This is a genomic window from Cetobacterium sp. 2A, from assembly GCF_014250685.1.
Classification (GTDB): Bacteria; Fusobacteriota; Fusobacteriia; order Fusobacteriales; family Fusobacteriaceae; genus Cetobacterium.
Window position 1 is genome coordinate 1 of the sequence record NZ_JACFAJ010000001.1, and the last position, 23,575, is coordinate 23,575.

General features: G+C 29.3%; 22 protein-coding genes. 5 read left to right on the forward strand and 17 right to left on the reverse strand.

Translation table 11 applies throughout. The features are described 5' to 3' along the window. From H3N56_RS00005 to H3N56_RS00035, 7 genes are all read right to left on the reverse strand, one after another. Positions 1-343, reverse strand: a 343-nt coding sequence (locus H3N56_RS00005) for an ABC transporter substrate-binding protein (RefSeq protein WP_185879307.1), incomplete at its 3' end; no start/stop codon positions are given. A 9-nt stretch (positions 344-352) separates the two neighbouring features. Beyond that, entirely contained in the window at positions 353-1,126 is a 774-nt protein-coding gene (locus H3N56_RS00010) for an ABC transporter ATP-binding protein (protein WP_185879308.1), read from the reverse strand. Continuing rightward, entirely contained in the window at positions 1,126-2,094 is a 969-nt protein-coding gene (locus tag H3N56_RS00015; protein WP_185879309.1) for an iron ABC transporter permease, read from the reverse strand. The genes H3N56_RS00010 and H3N56_RS00015 overlap by 1 nt, the downstream gene beginning before the upstream one ends. A 26-nt stretch (positions 2,095-2,120) precedes the next feature. Then, the gene (locus H3N56_RS00020; protein ID WP_185879310.1) at positions 2,121-4,166 is read right to left on the reverse strand and encodes a TonB-dependent receptor; all 2,046 of its coding nucleotides are present in this window, start codon (positions 4,164-4,166) and stop codon (positions 2,121-2,123) included. Positions 4,167-4,188: 22 nt separating this feature from the next. Next, positions 4,189-5,457 carry a radical SAM protein gene (locus tag H3N56_RS00025; RefSeq protein WP_185879311.1) on the reverse strand — a complete coding sequence of 423 codons (1,269 nt, stop codon included), beginning with the start codon at positions 5,455-5,457 and terminating at the stop codon, positions 4,189-4,191. Positions 5,458-5,461: 4 nt separating this feature from the next. Beyond that, positions 5,462-5,899, reverse strand: a complete 438-nt coding sequence (locus H3N56_RS00030) for a biopolymer transporter ExbD (protein WP_255492116.1) — start codon at positions 5,897-5,899, stop codon at positions 5,462-5,464. Between the two features lie 8 nt (positions 5,900-5,907). Beyond that, positions 5,908-6,531, reverse strand: a complete 624-nt coding sequence (locus H3N56_RS00035; protein WP_185879312.1) for a MotA/TolQ/ExbB proton channel family protein — start codon at positions 6,529-6,531, stop codon at positions 5,908-5,910. A 200-nt stretch (positions 6,532-6,731) separates the two neighbouring features. Between H3N56_RS00035 and H3N56_RS00040 the strand changes: the two genes are divergently transcribed. From H3N56_RS00040 to H3N56_RS00050, 3 genes are read left to right on the forward strand one after another with little or no spacing between them, the layout of a single operon-like run. Next, complete coding sequence (locus tag H3N56_RS00040) at positions 6,732-7,397, forward strand: energy transducer TonB (RefSeq protein ID WP_185879313.1); 666 nt, start codon at positions 6,732-6,734, stop codon at positions 7,395-7,397. A gap of 13 nt (positions 7,398-7,410) precedes the next feature. Further along, positions 7,411-7,887, forward strand: coding sequence for a flavodoxin family protein (locus H3N56_RS00045; RefSeq protein WP_185879314.1), 477 nt, complete (start codon positions 7,411-7,413; stop codon positions 7,885-7,887). Between the two features lie 54 nt (positions 7,888-7,941). Further along, positions 7,942-9,576, forward strand: a complete 1,635-nt coding sequence (locus tag H3N56_RS00050; RefSeq protein ID WP_185879315.1) for a nitrite/sulfite reductase — start codon at positions 7,942-7,944, stop codon at positions 9,574-9,576. A gap of 55 nt (positions 9,577-9,631) precedes the next feature. Here H3N56_RS00050 and H3N56_RS00055 read toward each other — a convergent pair whose 3' ends face one another. Then, positions 9,632-11,278, reverse strand: coding sequence for an amidohydrolase (locus H3N56_RS00055; RefSeq protein ID WP_185879316.1), 1,647 nt, complete (start codon positions 11,276-11,278; stop codon positions 9,632-9,634). Between the two features lie 73 nt (positions 11,279-11,351). Beyond that, entirely contained in the window at positions 11,352-12,812 is a 1,461-nt protein-coding gene (locus H3N56_RS00060) for a YfcC family protein (RefSeq protein ID WP_221893410.1), read from the reverse strand. 214 nt (positions 12,813-13,026) lie between these two features. On the opposite strand from H3N56_RS00060, the gene lysA reads away from it, so the two are divergent. Together lysA and H3N56_RS00070 are read left to right on the forward strand one after the other, a co-directional pair. After that, positions 13,027-14,352: a diaminopimelate decarboxylase gene (gene lysA / locus H3N56_RS00065; RefSeq protein WP_185879317.1), complete on the forward strand. Its 1,326-nt coding sequence runs from the start codon at positions 13,027-13,029 to the stop codon at positions 14,350-14,352. After that, positions 14,349-15,497: a M20 family metallopeptidase gene (locus H3N56_RS00070; RefSeq protein ID WP_185879318.1), complete on the forward strand. Its 1,149-nt coding sequence runs from the start codon at positions 14,349-14,351 to the stop codon at positions 15,495-15,497. Before lysA ends, H3N56_RS00070 begins: the two co-directional genes overlap by 4 nt. A gap of 57 nt (positions 15,498-15,554) precedes the next feature. On the opposite strand, the gene hutX is transcribed toward H3N56_RS00070, so the two are convergent. The 8 genes from hutX to H3N56_RS00110 all read right to left on the reverse strand — a co-directional run bounded on the left by hutX (position 15,555) and on the right by H3N56_RS00110 (position 23,551). Continuing rightward, complete coding sequence (gene hutX, locus H3N56_RS00075) at positions 15,555-15,923, reverse strand: heme utilization cystosolic carrier protein HutX (RefSeq protein WP_185879319.1); 369 nt, start codon at positions 15,921-15,923, stop codon at positions 15,555-15,557. Continuing rightward, positions 15,911-16,414, reverse strand: coding sequence for a pyridoxamine 5'-phosphate oxidase family protein (locus H3N56_RS00080; protein WP_185879320.1), 504 nt, complete (start codon positions 16,412-16,414; stop codon positions 15,911-15,913). Before H3N56_RS00080 ends, hutX begins: the two co-directional genes overlap by 13 nt. 162 nt (positions 16,415-16,576) lie before the next feature. Further along, a complete protein-coding gene (locus H3N56_RS00085) occupies positions 16,577-17,788 on the reverse strand; it encodes a DEAD/DEAH box helicase (RefSeq protein WP_185879321.1) in 1,212 nt (403 codons plus the stop codon). A 106-nt stretch (positions 17,789-17,894) separates the two neighbouring features. Further along, positions 17,895-19,055, reverse strand: coding sequence for an efflux RND transporter periplasmic adaptor subunit (locus H3N56_RS00090; protein WP_185879322.1), 1,161 nt, complete (start codon positions 19,053-19,055; stop codon positions 17,895-17,897). 11 nt (positions 19,056-19,066) lie between these two features. Further along, positions 19,067-20,314 (reverse strand): TolC family protein, encoded by a 1,248-nt coding sequence (locus H3N56_RS00095; protein ID WP_185879323.1) that lies wholly within the window; start codon positions 20,312-20,314, stop codon positions 19,067-19,069. A 50-nt stretch (positions 20,315-20,364) separates the two neighbouring features. Continuing rightward, positions 20,365-21,093 carry a CpsD/CapB family tyrosine-protein kinase gene (locus H3N56_RS00100; protein WP_255492117.1) on the reverse strand — a complete coding sequence of 243 codons (729 nt, stop codon included), beginning with the start codon at positions 21,091-21,093 and terminating at the stop codon, positions 20,365-20,367. Continuing rightward, entirely contained in the window at positions 21,093-21,914 is an 822-nt protein-coding gene (locus tag H3N56_RS00105; RefSeq protein WP_185879324.1) for a YveK family protein, read from the reverse strand. Before H3N56_RS00105 ends, H3N56_RS00100 begins: the two co-directional genes overlap by 1 nt. Before the next feature lie 80 nt (positions 21,915-21,994). After that, on the reverse strand, positions 21,995-23,551 hold the full coding sequence (locus H3N56_RS00110) for a M14 family zinc carboxypeptidase (RefSeq protein WP_185879325.1): 1,557 nt from the start codon (positions 23,549-23,551) through the stop codon (positions 21,995-21,997). Positions 23,552-23,575 lie beyond the last annotated feature (24 nt).

Below are 23,575 nucleotides of genomic sequence, written 5' to 3' on the forward strand. Positions count from 1 at the left end.
CAAAACCTTCTGACATAGAATTTAATATAACTAAATCTGGTTCAAACGATAAAACTTGTTCTACCGATGGTTTCATGATTGTTCCAGCTTTTGGTAAATTTTTAGTTTTTTCAACTGGCCAAATTGGACTTTTTGCAGTATCTGCTATAGCTACGATACTTTTTTCCCCTTCTATTAGGTAAAAGGATTCTACAACAGCTGGATCTAATACCAATATTTTTTCATATTTTTTATTCTGTACAACATTTCCACTCTTATCCACTATCTTATTCCCATCTATCTTTAGAGAATAAGTAGGAGCATAAAGCATCAAACTCATTAATACCGCTATTGTTTTTTTCATATTCTCCCCCTATATTAAAGGTATCACATGCGGATTACCTTTATCATCTTTTATTATTTTTGACTTAAGATTATAAACTTCTTTAAGATTTTCTTCCGTTAAAACATCTTTTGGAGCTCCTTGATAAACTACTTTTCCTTCTTTCATCATAATTAATTCATCACAAAACATAGAAGCTAAATTCAAATCATGAAGAACTATAACACTTGTTAACTTTTTTTCTTCAACTAAATTTTTTACTCTATTTAAAAGTTCTACTGCATGATTTAAATCAAGGGCTGATGTAGGCTCATCAAGTAATAAAATTTGTGGTTCTTGAGTCAAAGCTCTTGCCAAAAGAACTCTTTGGAACTCTCCTCCTGATAAACTAAGAGCAATCCTATCTTTAAATTTTTCAAGACCTAAAAACTCTAGATTAGTTTTAGCAAAATCTTTATCGTACTTCGAATATCCTTCCCAAGTTGATTTTAAGTGAGGTAATCTTCCCATTAAAACAAAATCTTCTACAGACATTGTAGCCATCAAATTTGACTTTTGAGGAACTAAAGATATTAACTTTGCAATCTCTTTTCTATCTAATTTAGACTGAAGCAAATCACTAAAAACAATTTTACCTTCATCTGGAGTAAGATACCCTAAAATATTTTTTAAAAATGTAGATTTTCCACAACCATTAGGTCCTAAAATTCCAACCATTTTCCCTTTTTTTATTTCAATATCTATTCCCTTTAGAATCTGTCTATCTCTATATGAAAACATTAAATTTTCTATCTTTATATCCATTATTTCCCTCCCTTTCCTTTAAAAGCTAAGTATAAGAAAAATGGAGCTCCAAAGAATGCAGTTACAACTCCAATTGGAATTTCAACTGGAGCTAATACCAATCTACCAATGGTATCACATATCAAAAGAAAAAATCCTCCAGCCAATGCTGAATTTGGCAACAATTTAGAATTTGATGGTCCTGTTATCATTCTTATTGAATGAGGAATTATAAGCCCTACAAAACCGATCATTCCTGAAAATGCCACTGAAAATGCCACTACAAAAGAGGATACAACCAATACTTTTTTCTTTAAACTTTGTACATCTACACCCAATGAGTGAGCCTCCTCATCACCAGATAAAAGAGCATCTAACTGAGTTCTTTGTAAGAAGAAAAATACTAATGACAATATAAGAGGAACAATTAAAATTCCAACCTTTATCCAAGTAGCTCCACCTAGATATCCCATTAACCACATTGTTATTTTAAAAGACTCTTCTCCTATCAGATACATAGCAAAAGATGTAAAAGCACCAATGAATGATGACACCGCTATCCCTACTATCAATAAAGTCGTTATGTCAACTTTTCCGCCCTTATTTGAAAGTTTAAATATTATAAATGTACTTATTAGACAAGATATAAATGCTAATACCCCATACATAATATCAGGAAGCTGTAATACATAGGCTACTACTGCCCCAAATGTCGCTGAAGCGGCTATTCCTATTATATAAGGATCTGCTAATGGATTTTGGAAAACTGCCTGTACTACAACTCCACTCGAAGAAAGCATCATTCCAATTAGTATTGCCATAAATATTCTAGGTAAACGTATATCATATATTATTGTTTTTATGTAATCTGGGGCATCTGTCATTGAAAATAATTGTTCTAATGGAATGGGTACACTACCCATTCCAACAGAAAATATTCCTGTCATTATTATTCCCAGAATCAATATCAATGGTAAATATTTTTTCATGTTAATTCTTCTCCTTAATACTTTAACTAGAAGTTATATTTAAATCCTGTATATAAACTTCTTTCTGCTGCTGGATTAAACTCATTCCCATCCGCACTAATTGAATCATAATATTTTTCATTGAAAATATTATTTATTCCAGCATATACTCTCAATGTTTGTATTGGATTATAATTAACTGTTAAATTAGTTACAACATTTTCATTTTGTTTACCACTTTCATTTTTATTATTTAAGTAATATGATGATGAGTATATGGTATCTAGTATCAAATTAATTTTAGAGTTCAGTTCATAGTCGAATGCTATATTAAATCTATTATTTGGTACATTTGCTATTTCATTTCCTTCTATACTTTTATCGGAATCTTTTAAAATATCAGTTTTTATTAATGCATATCCCTCTTTTATTGTTAATTTCCCAAAATATTGTTCTGCATTAAGTTCCAAACCATATCTTTGAGTTTTTCCGATATTATAATTTTTAAAGTTCATTCCAGTAAAGTTATCTGTTGTTATTTCATCTTTTGTTTCTGTTAGATAAATTGCTCCACTTATAAAACTACCTAAGAAATAATCTTTGAATCCAGTTTCATATGTTAGATATGTTTCTGATTCTAAATCATTTTCAATATATGCTCCATCTATTTTATCCACAAGTTGAGCTGGAGCTGGAGATGTGAATCCTTTTTCAGCCTTTATATATACATTTCCAGTGTCTGAATATAAATAATTTCCTATTACCTCATAGGCCATATTTTCCATAGAACTATTTTTAGCTATATTTGTTTTTGAGGAAATTTGTCCTGTTGACAAAGATGATTTTGTATATCCTCTTTTTATATCATAATCTGCATACTCATATCTTATCCCTTGGGTAAATTCAAACTTATTTAATTTATTTGTATTTAAAACAAAAATACTATGAGTTTCTTTTGTTAAGTCGTTTTTATAAAGTTCTGAACTCATCATATTCATTACGCTGTTTCTAGTTAATGAATTATTTATATAGTCATATCCTAAGATAACATTATTTTCATCCCCATAAGAAACTTTCAATTTAGGTTTAAATCCTATTTTTTTATCAGTAAAATTCATATTGTTTGTTTTAGCGATTAATTTTCCAGCAAAATCCACTCCATAATCGTTCGTATCTTCTATCTCTGTCTCTTGATAGAATGCTATTAAATCTAATGAAACCTTTTCATTAATTTTATAGTCATATCTACCGTTTACTTCATTTTTTACAACATTATTTTCTAAAAGTTTATCATATTTAGTAAATAGCCCATTACTTTCAGGATTATCTAATTGTGATTTTTTAAGTGCTCTTGGTGATGTTGCTTTATCTTCGTATCTTGAATATTTTAATGATATATTTTGATTTTCTGTTAGTTTGTATTTAAATCCACTTTCAAAAAATTCAGAGTTAGATTCATCCCCATCTCTAAAACCTTTATAATCATTCTTTGTATAATTTAAATTTATCCCTAAATCTTTAACTGTTGTTCCATAAGAAACTTCTCCCTTTTTACCACCAAAACTATTTAATTCACTACTTATCGATGCTCCATTATAATTTGCTCCAGATTTAGTTATAATATTTATTATTCCACCTCTAGTTCCATTTCCATATAAGATGGCTCCACCACCCGGTATTATTTCAATTTTTTCAATATTTTCAATTGGAACTGTATTAATAGGTGTTTTTGCATGGCTCGTATCTAGTAAATTTGCTCCAACTCCATCTATCAAAATTTGAACATTGGCGTTTGCTTTTACTCCTTGTCCTCTCATGTCAATGATTGGATTTTTTGGATCTCCTATAACATTTACACTGGGTACATCTTTTAAGGCTTCTGATACGGATTGGTAATTATTATCTTCGATATCTTTCGCCGTAATTACTGTTACAGTATTTGCTATATTTCTTTGAGATGTTTCAAATCCCGTTGTAGATATCACACTTTCTTTTAACTTAACTCCCTTTTCTGATTCTTCATAAAAAAAATCTTCCGTTCCATAAGATAAGCTGGATAGTATTAAACTTGCTATCAGTATTTTTTTATTCATTTTCTTAACTCTCCCATTCTTTTTATAATGTCTCTTCAATCAATCTAACTAAAATATCTCTAGATATATTATTTCCCCAGAATAAACCATCTTTAGTTAGAGTATAATTATCTGCTGTTTCATTTATTAATTTTTTTTCTTTAAATTCACCAATTATAGATGTAAATATTTCTTTTTCTCTTTTTTCTAACATTGGATATAAAATATTTTTTTCCACTACCGGGAATTGAAATAACCCTGAAATTTTATCTAATCTTAATTGATACTCACTTTTTTCAACAAACATACTTATCTCTTTTTTCATTCTAAAAACAGTTATATTATCAATATTTCCACCTGCTCCGACTCCGATAGGAAAAGTATCTCCACCAAAACTTCTGGTTTTTATATATTTATATTTATCTCTTCCCTTTTTAGCTATTTTAGTTAATTCTAAGATATAATATTCTTCACCTTTAGTTAGTTCATCAACAAAAGCATCGTGTAATTTTTTTTCTATTCTCAAACTCTCATTTAATTTTACTTTCTCATCTTTTATATCTTTAGATAAGGTTGATCCGTCATGAACCATTAAAGAATAAAAACTAGAACTTCCTAAATCTAAATCTTTTATTGTCTTTGCATCCATTATTACATCTTCTACCGATTGCTCTGGATAGTTATAAATAATATCAACACAAACTTCCCCTTTGAACTTTCTCTTTAAATCTAGTAATTTTTGAATCGTCTCTTCTCTATCAAAAGTTCTATTATAAAACTTTCTTCCCACTGTAGAAAAACTCTGGATTCCAATCGATAATCTATTCACACCATATTTTTGCATTATTTCTAATTTTCCATCTGTTAAATTATGTAGAGTTGTTTCAAATGTAAATTCATAATCATCTGCTAATTTCACATTCTCATTTAAAGCTTTTAAAATTTGTTCCAGTTGGTATTCCTTATAAACTGTTGGAGTTCCACCACCAAAATAAATAACATCTATAGGCTTTTCTTTAAAATACTTATATTGTCCATATTTTTTAAACTCGTCCGATATATATTCCGAATAGCTATCCAGACTGCCATTTAATTGTTCTCTATTTAAATTACAAAATGAGCAAATTTTATCACAATACGGAGTATGAACATATATAGCTCTTGGAACATCTTTTGGGTCCTCATTTAATTTTTTTAAGAAATCATCCTCCTTTAATCTAACTGACGGATAATATTTTCCTACTAATGCACTCACATTATGATGGCTTTTATATCTTATTTCGAAAGGGTTTTGTATATTTTGTGTATTCATCTTTTCACTTCCTTTTAGTTTCTATGTCTATTGATTCTGCTCCTGAGAGTTTAATATCAGATATAATATCTATAACTTCTCCATAATCTAGTTCTCTATCAGCCATTATAGCTACTCTTTTATTTTTTATTTTAGTTAATTCTAGTGCTAGTTTTTCTTTTAAATCTTCTTTATTCACATCTGTTATATTTGTTCCGCTATCTGTGGCTGTTTTTATTTTTAAAAGATTATCTTTTGTCATTAAAATAGAGACTTTTTCAGTTAATTCCTCAATCTTCTCAATTTGTGATTTTGGTAATTCTATCTTCACTCCTCCCATATCATCGAATGTTGTAGCTACCATAAAAAATATCAGAAGAAGAAAAACTACATCTATCAGTGGAGTCAAGTCTGGAGATAGTTGTTTTCTTTGATAATTCATAAATCTTTTTGATCCAAACATTCCCTCACCTACATCTTTCTTATTATATTTATAAACTCAACAACATTTTTTTCCATGTCTATCATAGCTTTCTCTATTTTTTTTTGATAAAAATTATAAAATATTAATGATGGAACCGCTACTATTAATCCTGATGCAGTTGTCACTAAGGCCTGTGATATCCCAGAAGCTAGAACTGTTGGATCCCCGGCTCCATGTTGCGACATCGAAGTGAACGCTCCTATCATCCCAGTTACCGTTCCCAGAAGTCCAACTAATGGGGTTACGTTTGCGGCAATTGCTAAAATCCACATATTTTTTTCCAATTTAGGTAATTCTCTTAATGCACACTCCCTAGCTTTCTCTTCTAGGTAATCATAAGTACAGCAATTCATTTTTTCTGAACTGTATTCCATTAATATCGTTTTCATAACTTTAGATGATGTATTTTTAAAACAATCACAAACTTCGATAGCCTTCACTTTTTCTCCATTTTTAACAAATTTTTCCAAATGATTTATCAAAATTTCTCCATTGTGTTTTTCATTTTTATAAAAATAATAACCTCTCTCCAAAACTACACTTAAACCTGCTATAGATAATAAAATTATCACTACCATAAGTGGTCCGCCATCTCTTAAAAAATCTAACATTTATTTCACCCCTTAAATTTAAATACAAATATAAATAGTTTGATTATCAAATCTTTTCTTTGTCAGTATAATATTTTTATTACGATTCGTCAATATATTTCTAAATAAAATTATTTGAATTAAAATAGTTTGATTATTAAAGTAATTTTTGTTATAATAATTTTCTAAAATAAAAATTATATTTAGATTAGGAGGGTCTTATGAAATTTATTATCTTTTCTCTTTTTTTACATGCCTTTATTTTCATTTTTGATTATACATTTGATAGAAATCCAAAATTTCAAATTGATGAATCAGGTACAAATTTAACCATTGATAAGGTTTCTATGAATTTTTCTTATCAAAATCAAGAAGTTGCTCCAAAAGTGGAAGAAGTGATAACAGAAAGTGTAGAAAAATCTATAGAACAAGAAATTGTAAAAGATAAAATTGTAAAAGAAGAAAAAAAAACTGATTATAGTAAACAAATTCAAAATAAAGACAATAAAAATAAAGACAATAAAAATTCTAAAAATGAGACAAAAGAACTAAATTCAGATTTTATTGAACTCTCAAAAGGTATTTATGCTGCTAAAAACCAAGGTGTTAAAGGCTTGAAATATTCATTTATAGCACAACCAGAACCTGAATATCCTTTAATGGCTAAAAGACTTTCATATTCAAAAGAAGTTTTTGTAAAAGTTCGTTTTTTAGTTGATTTTCAAGGAAATATAGAAGAAATTAAATTCTATGGTCAAAATGACAAATTAGGATTTCAAGAAGAAGTTAAAAAAGCTCTTTGCAATTGGAAATTAACTCCAATTACAGTAAACAATAAACCTATAAAATTATATTTTTATAAAGAATTTAAATTTAATAAAAAATAAAACTGGAGGAAAAATGAAATCTATCATTTTATATTCATCAAATACTGGAAATACAAAAAAAATTGCGGAGGCTATTCACACAACAATCCCAAACTCAGTCTTAGTAAACATTAAAGATAATAACGAAGTAAATTTAGAAGATTATGATTTTATTGTTGTAGGTGGGTGGATTGATAGAGCAACGCTTGATACTACTTCATTAACTTTAGTTAAAAATATTAAAAACAAAAAAATTGGATATTTCTTTACTCTAGGAGCATCTCCAGATTCTGAACATGCCAAAAATTGCGTAGATAATATTGATAAGTTATTTTTAGAAAATAATAATTCAATTGTAAAAAGATACTTTTGCCAAGGAGCAATTGATCCAAAATTAACAGCTATAATGTCATCTTCTCCGGAAAGAAAAAAAAGATGGGAAATTGCAGCCTCTCATCCAGATGAAAATGACTTATTTATGGCAATTCAAACTTTTAGTAATTTGATTTAAAAAATTTGAAGGATTTAAAGAAAAGTTCTCGAAAAGACTCTCGAGGTGATTTAATTGAACAACATACATGAAAAATTAAAAGAAATTGAATGTGAATATAAAGATTTACAATCAAATATCGAGCAATATGCTAACAACTGTATAACATCGGCAGATTTAAAAAAGAAGGGATCAAAGTTTGGAATTTATGAACAAAAGGGAAAAACTATGATGCTTAGATTAAAAGCTGTTGGTGGTGAACTATCTCTTAAAAAATTAAAAAATCTTGCTGAAATAATGAGAACATATAAAATTCCTTATATGCATCTTTCAACTAGACAAAATTATCAACTTCACGAAGTTCCATTTGAAAATGTAAAATCAGTAATTGAAGCTTGTAACGAAAAAGAAATGTATTTCAGAGGTGGAGGAGGAAATACTTTTAGAAGTATCTTAGTATCGACTTTTACAGGTGTAAGCGAAAAAAATACATTCGATGTTATGCCATATGCAAGAATGATTGAAAACGAAGTCTTTTTTTATGATAAAGCTTTTGACTTTGGTAGAAAACTCAAAGTTGGTCTTGCAAATAATTCGGAAGAGGAATTTGTAGTAGCAATCCAAGATTTAGGATTTCTTGCTAAAGAAATAAATGGAAAGAAAGGATTCAAAGTTTACTGTGGTGGTGGTATGGGTAGAAATAGTAGACTGGGACATACATTAATTGAATTTTTACCAGAGGAAGATATCCTAAAAACTGTTAAAACTATTATTGATATTTTTTATGAGTTTGGTGATAGAACCAATAGAATGAAGGCAAGATTGAGATTTTTAGTAGAAGAGATGGGTATAGATAAATTTAGGGAATTATTTTTGGAATATTTTAATAAAAGCAATGTTAAAAATGGACCTATTCCATATATTAATTATGAAAAAAAAGTAAAAGAATTATTAGCATTCAAAGAAACTCCTTCTAATTTATCTTTTAATGAATGGAAAAAAGTCTGTACTAGACCAACTAAATTTAAAAATATAGTTTCTTTAGCTCTTTATGTTAAGAATGGAGATCTCTCTGTTGAAAAATTAGAAAAACTTATAAAAATTTTGGATGAATTAGGCATCTCGTTGGTTAGAGCCACTATAAATCAAAATTTAGTTATCCCACTAATACACGAATCGGCATTAGAGCATATCTACAATTACTTGGATGAAAAAATTCCTGAAATAGTAACTGAAACTCTATCTATTAGGGGAAAATTAAGATGTTGTGTTGGATCTACTATCTGTATGATTGGTATACAAGATTCAATGAAAATTGGAGATGCAATAGGTGTAGAATTAGATAATCTTGCCAATGAACGTCCAGAATATAGAGATATTATATTTAAAGAAGCTAAAAATATTAGAGTATCAGGATGTCCAAGCTCTTGTGCCGGTATTCCAATTGCACCTCTTGGATTTATTGGATTAAAAAAGAGAATAAATGATGTAATAACTGATTGTATGCAAGTGTATATTGGTGGAATTTTAACAAATAATACCCAAGCACTTTCTTATGAAGTTCCTAATTTAATTTTACCTATAAATGAAATTCCTAATTATGTAAAAAACATATTTGAAGAATATTTAAAAACTTTGGAAACATATAATATAGATTTTACAGAATTTATGTATAAAAAAAGATTGAATGAAGAATTTAAGAAAAATTAGTAAAAATCTCCTTGGTTATCAATAGCCAAGGAGATTTTTATATTTAATATTCTATTTATTTTTTATAAACTTCCTTTCCATCTAAAACAGTTAATAAAACATTAGTATCTATTATATCTTTTTCAGGAACAACCATTATATCTCTATCTAAAACTATAAAATCTGCTGCTTTTCCTGGCTCAAGAGACCCTTTTATACTCTCTTTTTTCTCTGAAAATGCAGACCAAATTGTAAATGACTTCAATGCTTCTTCTCTTGTCATACTTTCCTCAGGATACCAACCATTTTTAGGAGTTTCATTATGATCTTTTCTGGCCACAGAAGCATATATCCCATAAAATGGATTTACTAACTCTACAGGAGCATCAGAACCATTAGCTATTTTTCCACCCATATCTATAATTTTTCTCCACGCGTATGCACCTTTAATTCTTTCTGAACCAACCCTATCTTCAGCCATATTCATGTCTGAAGTTGCATGAACTGCCTGCATAACAGGTAATATTCCAAGATTTATTGTTTTTGAAATATCATCTAAATTAACAATTTGAAAGTGCTCTATTCTAAAACGATGGTCGTCCCAAGGCATTTCTTTTAACACTTTTTCATATGCTTCTATTGTCTGTCTGTTAGCAGCATCCCCTATAGCATGAGTTGCAACTATAAATCCATTTTTTCTTGCATCCTTTACATATTGATATATTTCTTCATCACTATATCTTCCATTTCCCTTATGTCCAACTCTATCACTATAATCATCTAACATCCATGCGCTTCTTGCTCCTAAAGATCCATCTGCAAATAATTTTAAAGCCGAGATATTTAATTTTCCATTATATAAATTTGGTTGAGGTCCATTTGGATAAAATTGATTTGCAACCTCTGCTCCACCTAACATTACATAAACTTTTATATCTAGTTCTCCCTTATCATAAAGGGCCTTATAATTTGATATATCTTCTAAATTTGCTCCAGCATCTGATGCTGATGTTATTCCTAAAGAAAATAAATTCTTTTGAGCAAGCTTCATAGCCTCTTGTTTTCTTTCATTACTTAAAGGAGGTATTTTTCCTCTAACCATATTCATTGCTGTATCTGTTAATATTCCTAAAGGTTCTCCTTTAGAATTTTTAAGAATTTCTCCCCCTACAGGATCTTTTGTTTCGAGAGTTATTCCAGCTTCTTTTAGCCCTAAAGTATTAGTCCACAAAGCATGTCCACAAGCTCTAGTCAAAGATACTGGATTATTGGGTGCCACCTTATCCAAGTCCTCTTTTGAAGGAAACTGTGGGTTCTCCCAAACTTCTTGATTCCATCCTCTACCAGTTATCCATTCTCCGGGCTTTAACTTTTTCGCTTCAAGTTCAACCATTTCAAGAATTGTTTTTTTATCTTTCATAAAAATATCAAGAGCTAAAAGCTTTTCCCCCTCTCCTCTAAAGTGCATGTGAGACTCAACTATTCCCGGAATAACAGTTTTCTCTTCCAAATTAATAACTCTGTCATTTCCTTTTAAATATTTTTTCGCCTCTGCTTCCTTTCCAACAAAAACTATTTTCCCATTATCTACAACCATAGAGTCTGCCTTAGAAAAGTTTGAATCTACAGTATAGATATTTCCGTTTTGATAAAAATCTGCTGCCGTAAGAATCAATGAGCTCATACAAAATAACAATGAATGTTTAAAAAAATTTCTTTTCATAAAATCTCCCCCATTAGTACAAATGTAATAACTTCTTTATATACCACACTTGTTTCTAGATAGCAAATAAAGTTTAATATCCAATAAAATAAGCTATTACTATAGCAATAGCACCTATACTTAACCATATTCCCATGAGAGGAGCCATCCACTTTACCCATTTTTCATAAGATATTTGAGATATCGCTAAGTAACTCATAAGTCCACCAGCTGTTGGATTAATATAGTTTGTAAATCCATCACCATATTGGAAAGCTAAAACAACTGTTTGTCTAGAAACTCCTATCATATCTCCCAAAGGAGCCATAATTGGCATTGTTGTTGCCGCTTGACCACTTCCTGAAGGAATAAATAAATTTGTTATTATTTGAACAAGATACATTAATAATGCTGAGATTACTCCAGGTAATGACGATATTTTACTAGATAGATAAAATAAAATTGTATCTATTATTTGGCCGTCTTCTAATACTACCAAAATTCCTCTAGCTATACCCACTGCCAAAGCACCAAATACAACGTTTCTTGCTCCATCTAAAAAGTTATTAGCTGAGTCACTCGGAGATATTCCTGCAACTAAACTAGATGTTATTCCCATAAACATAAATACACTTATCAACTGATCTGTCCCCCACCCATGTTTTAAAACTCCATATGTTAAAGCTACAAATCCAAATAACATAATTAAAAGCACACCTTTTTGTTTCAATGTTAAATCCGGCATTTCCTTTACATCTAAAGATATATTTTTTTGTTTCATTTCTAAATCATAAACTACACTTTTCGATGGATTTTCTTTAACTTTTTTTGCATATCTTACTATATATAAAACAGTAGCTATATATAAAACTACGTATACTCCTACTCTAAATCCCATCCCTGAATAAATTGGTAGTCCAGCTACAGAATGTGCAACTCCCACTGTAAAAGGATTTATAAATCCTCCTATAAATCCAACCCCTGCTCCTAGAGCAACCATGGCCATTCCAACCATAGCATCAAACCCTAACGCTCTTGCTAGTAGAACTCCTAAGGGAACAAAAGCTATAGCCTCCGTATTCATTCCTATTGCAACTCCACCAACCGAGAATACAAACATAACAACTGGTATCAATATCATTCCTCTATTTCTAAAAACATATGCAACTCTAGCTATTCCAGAATCAATTGCTCCAGTCTTTTGAATCATATTAAAAAATCCACAAACTAAAAATGTAAAGAAAACAATTCCAGAAGTTGCTTGTAACCCTCTAATTATAACAGTGAATAGATTATGCTCTGTAAAAGAAAAAAACTTAACTGGAGTATTTGCAACATAAGTAAAAGTTTCAGGAGCTATAATCATTCTTCCTGAATTTACATCTTTAACCCTTTCATAAACTCCTGCTGGAATTATATATGTTCCTATAAAAGATAGCATTATCATCCCAAATATTATGACATATGTGTGAGGTATCTTAAATTTTTCTATCTTAAATTTTTCTTTTTCTACCACTTCATTAATTTTAGCTCCCGTGTTTGATTCAATATTCATATAATCACTTCCTTTTATTTTTCTATTAATATTTTTATATACCTCACTTTTTTGTTTATATCAATTCTTTTTATTTGACATTTATTAAATATTGAGGTACATACTTAAAAGTAGGAATACATTATATCTATTGATTAACGAGAATAAGATCTAAATTTCTGCTTAACAGGAGATTTTTTAGATCTTTTTTATATTTTAACTCAGGAGGCAACCATTGAAATATCTAGGAACAATGACTAATGTAAGTGGTGTTTTAGAAATAGGTGGAGTATCTGTAGAAGAACTACAACAAACATACGGAACACCCTTATATATTTATGATTTAGACTTTATGGAAGAGAAAATAGAAGCTATTAAAAATGTTTTTAAAAGTGAGAAATTCAAAACCACTGTTGTTTATGCATCAAAAGCTTATTTATCAAAAGGAATGGCTCAAATTATAAATAAATTTGGATTAGATATTGATGCAGTTTCTGCTGGAGAACTTTATACAATTTTATCCTCTGGATTTCCAGCAAAAAAAATTCACATGCATGGAAATAACAAATCTCAAGAAGAAATCGAGTTTTGTGTACAAAATGAAATTGGAAGTATAATTTTAGATAATAGATTTGAAGCTGAAAAAGTTTCCGAAGCTTGTAAAAAGTTTGGAAAGAAAATGAATGTAATGTTGAGATTAAATATTGGAATAGATGCACATACTCATGAATATATAAAGACTTCAAAACATTCTTCAAAATTTGGAGAATCAATTTTTGATACAGATATCGTAAATATTGTAAAAAATATTATAGAAAAAGAAGAACTTAATTTTCTAGGTTTTCATAGTCATATCGGATCTCAAATTTTCGATGAAGTAGCTTTTTGTGACGGAATAGAAACAATGATTAAATTTACAAAAAAAATCTCTAAACAGTTAAATATCATAATTCCTGATATAAATATTGGTGGTGGTTTTGGGGTAAGATATACAGAAGAAGATACCGATGTAGATTTAAAAAAAATAATGAAAAAAATTATAAAATGTTTGGAAGAAAATTTAGAAAAAGAAGATTTGAAAATTGAAAATATATCAATAGAACCTGGTCGTTCTATTGTAGCTCAAGCTGGAAGTACATTATATACAGTAGGAGGAGAAAAGCAAACATTTGGAGGTGAAAAATATATTTTTATAGATGGTGGAATGACAGATAATATTCGTCCAGCTCTATATCAAGCAAAATATGAATCCATTATTGCAAATAAATTGAATGAAACAAAAAAAGAAACTGTTACAATTGCAGGTAAGTGCTGTGAGTCTGGAGATATAATAGCTAAAAATATAAAATTAGGAAAATGTCATGAAGGAGATTTAATTCTTGTTAGTTGCACTGGCGCTTATGGCCATTCAATGAGTAGCAATTATAATAAATCTTTAAAATCTGCTGTGGTATTTGTAAAATCTGGAAAAAGTTATTTAGTTTCAAAAAGAGAAACTTATGAAGATTTAGTAAAAAATGATTTCTTGTTAGAAGAAAATATAATAGGAAGTAAAAAATGAATAAAGAAATATTAAAAAATTGGTTAATTCAAGTGAGAAGAGATTTTCATAAACATCCAGAATTAAGTACCAAAGAATTTAGAACCCACAATAAAATTTGCGAGTATTTGGATGAAATGAACATTACTCATAGGACATCTTTTAATACTGGCGTTATTGCAGATATAGAAGGTGAAAATAAAAATATAACAATCGCTTTGAGAGGTGATATTGATGCATTGCCTATTTTAGATATAAAAGATGTAGAGTATGCATCTAAAAATATAGGTGTCTGTCATGCCTGTGGTCATGATGTACATACTACAGTAGTTTTAGGAGTTGCTAAATATTTTTATGACGCAAAAATAAAGCCTCCAGTAAACATAAGACTTCTCTTTCAACCAGCAGAAGAAACTGTTGGAGGAGCAAAATCCATGATAAGTGATGGTGCTCTTAAAGGAGTTAACGCTGTTTATGGTTTACATGTAGATGAAACCTTAGATACAGGGCAAATTGGAATAAGATACGGAGCTATGTATGCTTCATCAGATATATTAAAAATAAAGATAATAGGAGAAAGTTGTCACGGTGCTTATCCAAATAGAGGAATAGATGCACTTTTAATTGCCTCTCACGTTATTGTAGCTCTCCAAAGTATTGTAAGTAGAAATTTAGATGCTCGAGAATCTGGTGTAATCACAATAGGAATAATTAACGGTGGAACAGCTGGAAATATTATTTCAAACGAGATTGAATTAGAAGGAACTTTAAGAACTCTTAACCCAGAAGTTAGAGCTTATATGAAAAAAAGGATAGAAGAAATTGTAAATACACTTCCTCTAGCATTTGGTGGAAAGGGTGAAATTATAATAGAACCAGACTATACAGCTTTAATAAATCATGATGAATCAGTAGATATTATTAAAAAAAGTATTATAGAGTTGTTTGGTGAAGAATATATATATGAAAAAAAATTAGCTGACATGGGAGTTGAGGACTTCGCCTATTTTATTGAAAATACAAGTGGAGCTTTCTTTACGCTAGGAACTAAAAATAAGAAAAAAAATATAATCACTCAAGCACACAATGGTAATTTTGATATAGACGAAGATGCACTTTTGACTGGCGTAATGATGCAGGTACTAAATATATATAATTCAATTTAGAAATAAAAATATAGATTGGGGAGTTATTTATCAACTCCCCAAGAAACAAAATCATCTTTATAAATTATTAAAACTCTCTAAACATTCAGGGATTAATTCTTTATTTTCATCCCTTGGAACGTAAATACTAAATATTTCATCGTCATTTTCACTATAAAATTTTATAGAACAACTTTTTCTTCCAAACATTATACCTTCTACCAAAAGAATTTTCTTTATTTTACTAACACTTAGATGTCCACCAATAGATGTTTTTTTATCATGGAAATTTAAATAACCATGGGCATAAAATCCACTTGGAAATTTATCTTGAATCTCTAAAACAAAATTTTGTGTTACAACAAGTAAGAAAACTTTTTCCCAACCTCTTAAAATTTCAAATAATTCATCAATTTTTTCTATATCATAAGTTCTTATTTTTTCCATTTAAAACCCTCTCCATCATTTTGAATTTTATAAGCTTTTCCAAATCCCTTTACAAATCTTCCATTTAAAATATTTAATTTTACAAGATGAAAATCTTTCATATTTCTAGTTATCTTCATATGCTTTCCAACTTTCTCTTCAAAAGAATCTAAAACTTTTTCAAACTCTTCATCTCTTGGCAAAAATTCTGCATTTACATTAAATCTTACTCTTTTACGTACTACTGGTGAAACACATTCTGATTCATCTTCCAAAAACATTATTTCAAAGATTTGTTCTTTATTTTTTAGATTTGAAAAATGATCTCCTATTTCACTAATGTATATATAATTTTCCCCATCAAGTTTCAAATATGGAGCATATGTTAAGTCTACCCCACCATCTATAGAAACAGTTCCTATTATTACAGATTTAAACTTATCAATGAATTCTTCCATTTCTGAAAGTATTTCTCCTGAGTTAATATTTCCATATAAATCATTATTTTTCATAGTCTCTCCTCTTTTATATTTTGTGTATCAAACTATTTTTAATATATAGTATATTATTTACAAAATATTGTCAACTAATTTATACTATAAAAGTCAATAATAAAAAATGGATAAGATATGTAAAAAATCTACATTCTCTTATCCATTGAATAACTCTATAATTTATTTTTCTGTTTTTGTTTTATTTCCACTGTAAGGTTTTTTATTAGTCCATGTTTTCTTAGGTTTTTTTACTTCTTTTTTTGCAACAGTAGAAGTATCTTCTTTTCCCTCTATTTTTTCAAACTTTAACTTATTTACTTTGATTATTTCAGAAAGTATCTTTTTATCTTCTGCAGATGCAAAAGATAAAACTTTTCCACTCTTGTTTGCTCTTCCTGTTCTTCCACTTCTATGTGTAAAAGCCTCTGCTGTTCTTGGTAAATCAAAGTTAACAACATGAGTAACCTGTGGTATATCAAGACCTCTAGCAGCTATATCCGTAGCTACTAAAATCTTATAATGTCCACTTCTAAATCCATCTAAAGCATTTTCTCTTTGGTTTTGAGAAAGATTACCTTGGAAGTTTACTGACTTATGACCTTTATGCTCTAGTATTCTACTTAAGTTTTTAGCTTTATGCTTACTATTTGTAAATACAATTACAGATTCTAACTCAGGATCCTCTAATAGAGAAAGTAATTTATCCTTTTTTTGACTACTCTCTATATGACAAAGAGTATGCTCTATTAATTTTACTGGATCTTTATATTCAATCTCAGCTACTTCAGGGTTTACTAACACTTTAGAAGCTAGACTTTTTATTTCTTTTGGCATTGTTGCTGAAAATAAAAGCATCTGCTTAACTTTAGGTGTTTGCTTGATAATTTTTTCTATGTCTTTTAAAAATCCCATATCTAACATATGATCAGCTTCATCTAAAACTAGCATTTCTATTTTATTTAGCATTAAATATTTTTGATTGATAAGATCAAGTAATCTTCCTGGACATCCAACAACTATATCCACTCCACCACGTAGAGCATCTACTTGAGATTTTGTTGATACTCCTCCATATATTGCAACACTTTTTAGTCTTGTATATTTTCCTAGTTGTAATATAGTACTATTTATTTGTTCTGCTAACTCTCTTGTTGGTGCAATTATTAAAGCACGAACTGTTCTTCCTTTAACCTGGCTAATACATAATTTTTGTAACATAGGAAGAACGAAAGCAGCTGTCTTTCCCGTTCCTGTTTTCGCAAGTCCAAGTATATCTCTTCCATCTAGTATTATTGGAATTGCTTTTTCTTGTATAGGTGTAGCATCTTTATATCCAACAGCTTCTACTTGCATCATTATCTCTTCTTTTAAATTAAATTCTTTAAATTTCATTTTTCTCCATTTTTTAACTTTATTTTTTATGATTATTAATTCATATTCATTCTATTATATCATACTTTTCATAATATAAAAAATAGAGATAGTTTATTTGTATATTTTAAATCTCTTTAACTCTTTGTCCAGACTTTACTCTTGAAGGATTAATGACTATTTTAGTACCTACAGGAAGGTTTAATATTTCATATTTAAGATTTGTTTGAGCTCCAATTTCTACTGGAACTTTTTCTATAACACCATCTTTTACCATATAAACAAAGTATCTTTCATTCTCTTCTAAAACAGAAAATGAATCCACTAATTTAGCAGTATCACTAAATCCACCAACTATTTCAACAGAAGTTAAAAATCCTGGATTTAACCCCTCTCCATTTTCTAAAGCAACCTCTATATCGATAACTTTTCTTTTCTTGGCATCATCTCTAGCCACTCTTGAAACTTTTGTTATATTCCCTTTATAAGCATATTTCCCACCGTTTGAAAGATCTCTAACATTTGCTTCGCTTCCTTCTTTTATACTTGAAATTAAATTTGCAGGAGCTTCGATTTTAATTTTGTAATTTCCTTCTTTTGCTATACTAAGTATTTTTTGCCCCTGTCTTAAAATGGTACCATTTTCAACAGATAAATTTGTAACTATTCCTGATTGGGGAGCTTTTAAATCCTCTCCTATAGATTTAAACTTTTTTTCTAAATCTTTTTGTTTTAATACTAAAAGATTATATTTTTGTTCTTCAACTAATCCACGAGCTTTTAAATCCTCGTACTCTGAAGAGGCTTTGTTAGCCATGCTTACAGATTTAGCAACCTCTATAGAACTTATAGCATCTTGATCTAAAAGTTCCTTATTTACCTTTGCTTGTTGAGCTGTTACTTCTGCTTCAAAACCTGCATTTTTAGCCTGTCTTTTTATTGTATCTAAAAGTGCTTCACTTGTATTAACTTGAATACTTATCTCTTCTAAAGATTTTTCTATCTCTTTTTTAGCCTCTCCAGTAAAAGATAGGATAGTATCCCCTTTATTTACCTTAGCTCCAACTTTTAATTCAACCTTTTCTACTACAACTGGAACTTCTGCATAGATTGTCTCTTCTGTTTCTGGCTCAACAACTCCCTCTAGAGTTATTGTATCATTTAACCCTCCAGATGTTATTGGAGCAGTTCTAACTACTAAATTACTTGATTCAAATTTCTTTTTAACTCCCCATCCTGCTATTAAAAGTATTGCTATTGCAAGTATTGCTACTTTTTTCTTATTCATTCTTCTCTCCCCTATCTAATTAAGTTATTATACTCTTTATTTGCTAAGATTAAATCTTTTTGAAGTACATATCCTTTTTCTTCAGCTCGTCTTAATAACTGTATACTTTCTAGATAATCTAATGAACTCAACATTCCATTTGTGAAACGAATATTTTGTATTTTCGTACTCTCTTCAAGTAATAACTTACGTTCTTTTGCTATAGTAATCTCTTTTTTTAACTGCTCTATCTTTGAATACTTGCTACGAATATCCACAGTTAAATTCTCAAGAACATTATTTTTTTCAAGCTCTCTTCTTTCTAAAGCAATTTTCTTACTGTCTATATCATCAAGTGTTGCTCCCCACTGGAAAACATTCATAGATGCTTCAATTTCTAATCCCCAATCTTTATGATTATCTCCATACTTTATATCATCATCTAAACGATACTCTACATTTAATTTAATGGTAGGTAAAAATCCCGCACGTGCTATTTTCACATCAAGCTCTGCCTTTTCTATATCTAAATCTTTTTTTAATGCTAAGTTTCCTTCTTTTTTAGCTTTTTCTATATCCATCTGAAGTTGTTCTCTGCTTTTTCTTAAAAACTCTTCGTTATATTCAGTAAATGTATAGTCAGAATTTATATCTTCTCCTATTAGAACAAATAATTTTTCTTTTGCTACACGAATAGAGTCTGCGTATTCTAAAAGTTCTGCATCTATACTCATAATATCAGCCTTTACTTCAAGAAGCTCATTTTTACTTACCATTTTATTATTAGAGAATAATATGTCTAAACGCTTTTCCTGTTTTAATAAAGTATCTTTAGCAAATAAAGTTATTTCTTTTTGCTTATTTAAACTTAAAATTTCAAAATATAATTCGATAGCTTTTATCTCCATATCTTGATTAATTAAAATTAAGTCTATTTCTGATTTAGAGAAATCTTTTTTTACTTTTTTATAGTTATTAACTAATTTTCCTCCAGAATATACATTTATTCCAGCCGTTACCTTTTGTGGTCCAAATACATTTGCTCCATCTTTATATTGTTGATTATTTAAAATTTCTTTTTCTACCTCAAAATCTGCTCCAGGAAATAATTTTTTAAACTCTTTTTTTACAGTTAATTTTTTTATCTCTATTTCTTGTTCTTGAGATTTTATTTCATAGTTATTAACTTTTAATTTTTCAAGAACTTCAACTAAACCAATTTCTTTAGAGTATACAGCAGTACATAATAACATCCCAGCCATCAATATTTTCTTTTTCACTTCTCCCCCTTTAAAAAAAAGGGAATTACCATCAGTAATTCCCTAATTTGCTATTCCTCAGTAATATAGTCATTGTAATAACGATAATTATAGTTATAATACCCATAGTTACCATATGAATAACCTGTCTTATCGACTTTATTCATAACTACACCGTATAAGTTTGCTTTTGCTCTATGCAATAATTTTTTAGCATGCTCCAATTCTTTTTTTGTCACCATATCATATCCAACGACATATATTACTCCATCTCCATGTTCGGCCAATAGTACGGCATCTGTGGCAACAGTTAAAGGAGCTGTATCAAGAATTATAAGATCATATAAAGCACGTAAAGTGTCTAATTGTTTTGATAGATTTTTACTTAAAAACATTTCCGTTACATTTCCCTGGAAATGTTTAGCAGGTAATAAATCCAAATTATTCTCTACATCTTTAAGAATAACATCCTCTATTTTAGCATTCCCAGCTAAAACATCCGCTAATCCCTTTGTTACTTGAATTCCAAAACTCGTATGAGCTCTGGGTCTACGAATATCACAATCTACTATCAAAACTTTTTTACCTGCAATCGCTTCACTCATGGCATAATTGGAAGCAACTGAACTCTTTCCTTCTTTAGGTATTGTACTCGTAACTATTACAACCCTGTTTGTCTTTTCATCCATGAAGTGAATATTTGTACGAAGTAATCTAAAACTTTCAGCTACTTGATCTTCTTTATCCCCTTTAAAAAACAATCTTCTCTGACTTTCCTCTTTTTTCATCTTATCAACCATTAAGATTTCCCTCCAGATTTTCTTTTACCAAACTCTCCCAGCTTTAGTATTGATTTAAGTTTACTATTTTCATGAAGAGTTTCTAATTCACCAATCTGTTCATATAAAGGGACATGAGTTAAAATCGAAGCCCCTAAAATATTTTCAATATCTTTTGGACGACGTAATTTTGAGTGAAACATTTCAATCAATAACACCATAAAAGTTCCTAACATTCCACCTAATATACCTGCAATAGCAACTATTAAAGCACGCTTTCTGCTTTCTGGAACTTCTGGAACTTCTGCTGGTTCCACTACTTTTATATTTTCAAAAGTCATAACTTCTTTTACTTTTTGAGTAAACTCTGCTGCTACTTCATTTGCTATTCTCATTGCCATTACAGGATCTTTATCAATTGCTGTAATTTTAATAAGCTCTGTATCTTCTACAGAATTTATACTAATTAACTTTGAAAGTTGATTTGTTTTCATATCTAAATCCAATCTCTTTATAACTGAATTTAGAACACTCGGACTTTTTGCCACCTCTGTGTAAGTTGTAGCTAACTTTTGATTTAATGATAGTTCTCCCGAGTCTAAATTTTTTGCATTGTAATAATTACCTGATGATACTATCAAGGTTGTTGTTGATTTGTATGTAGCTACACGACTCATTGCAAATCCTACTCCAAGACAAAGAAATATAGCAGCTATCGCAATAATAACCTTTATATGCCTACGAACTATCATCACAATTTCTAGCAAGTCAATTTCATCTTCATCTTCTTCATAATTTTCTTCGTAATCGTAATCTAGTTCTTTTTTTCTCTTTCTTAACAAAATATTCAACTCCCTTTTATAACGTTTGAATAACATGTTTATTGTAGCATTATTTTACATACATTTCAATAATTTTTACTTTACTTATTTTTTTCCATCACTCTATAAATTGGAACTTTTTTATTTTTAATATCTACTATACTATGTCTCACTAAACTAGATAATCCCTCGGGTTCTAAAAGTAAAACAATCAAATCTCCTTCTGGTTGATTTGTTGATATTAAATAACTCCCAGCTTTTATATCTACTTTTTTTCTTATTAAATCCGTCTTTATATATGTTCTATAAACTCCTTCATACATTTTATTATCTTTTTGAATCTCTCTAATTTGGTATTCATCTACAAGTATTGACATGTCTTTATCAACTTTATCGACTTTAATTCCTTGATTTTTCAAAATTTCAACTGCTTGAGTTTCTGTTGAATCTAAAACATATCCCCAAGGCTTAGTTCTTTTTATCAATGGACTTTGCCCACTTCTTTCAACCTCGACCTCTATATCCTTTAACTGACCAGTTCCTAACTCTATAAATTTATATATTTCTCTTGTTACATCATTTCCTGATAAAACAGTAATTTCTTCAGTTAATTGACCGGTACTGTGTCTACTTTGATTTATCGCATTTTTAATCTCTATCTGTTTTTCACTACAAATCTTTATCATATTTTTTAAAACCATAACTCCACTTTCTACTCTTCTTTCATAATTTTCTATACCAATATCTTTTCCACGGAGTTCAACTAACATCGAAATTCCTGGATACACACCATAAAAATTTCTTCCAATGTTAATTTCACTTGATGCTCCCACTAATCTTATTCTTTTATCTCCTAAATTTTGAGTTTGATATATATTATTATAGTAATAACTGCTAGTCACTCCATTTTTAGCAAGTTCTTTTCGTGTTGGTTCTATAAAACCTTTAGTAGTTATATTTCTCAAATATTTTGCTATATTTGAATTTGTGGCAGCTTCAAACTCAACATCATAATATGGCAAAATTCCATTTTCTAAATCTTTATAAACTTTTGTAGATGCTGCATATTCATGCAAATCTATTACAACATCTGGTGGATATTTTCTGATTCCATTTGCTATAGCTCTAGTTTCCGAAAGTTCAAGCTTACTATGATCTAAACAAATATCTATTCCTGAACTACTAAACCTTTGAGAATTATCCGCTCCATCCATATTTACTCTCGGAACTATAATTACATTACAAGATCTCAAATATCCAGCCCCTTCTTTTGATAGGTAATTAATTAATCCCAAAGCTGCTTCCCCACTTGCTGGCTCATCTCCATGCTTCATAGCATGAATCCAAACTGTTACCTTATTTTTATCTACAGTTCCATTTTCTGTTAATATCACGTATGGAATATTTTTACCACGAGAAGTTTGTCCCAAAGTTTGAACGCTAATTTTAGAACTTTTTTGATCCAAAGCATTTATATATTGTTGCATTTCATTGTTACTAGTAACTCTGATATTACCATGAGAAAAAGCAGGAGTTGCATTTGTAACTTTTAAAGTAGGAAAATACTTTTTAACCTCTCGTGGTTCAACATAATTAGGATATAAAGTTTTACTTAGAATTTGGAATACAAATAATAATATCAACTTATTTTTAAACATAGAAATCTCCTCCTTATCAAAAAT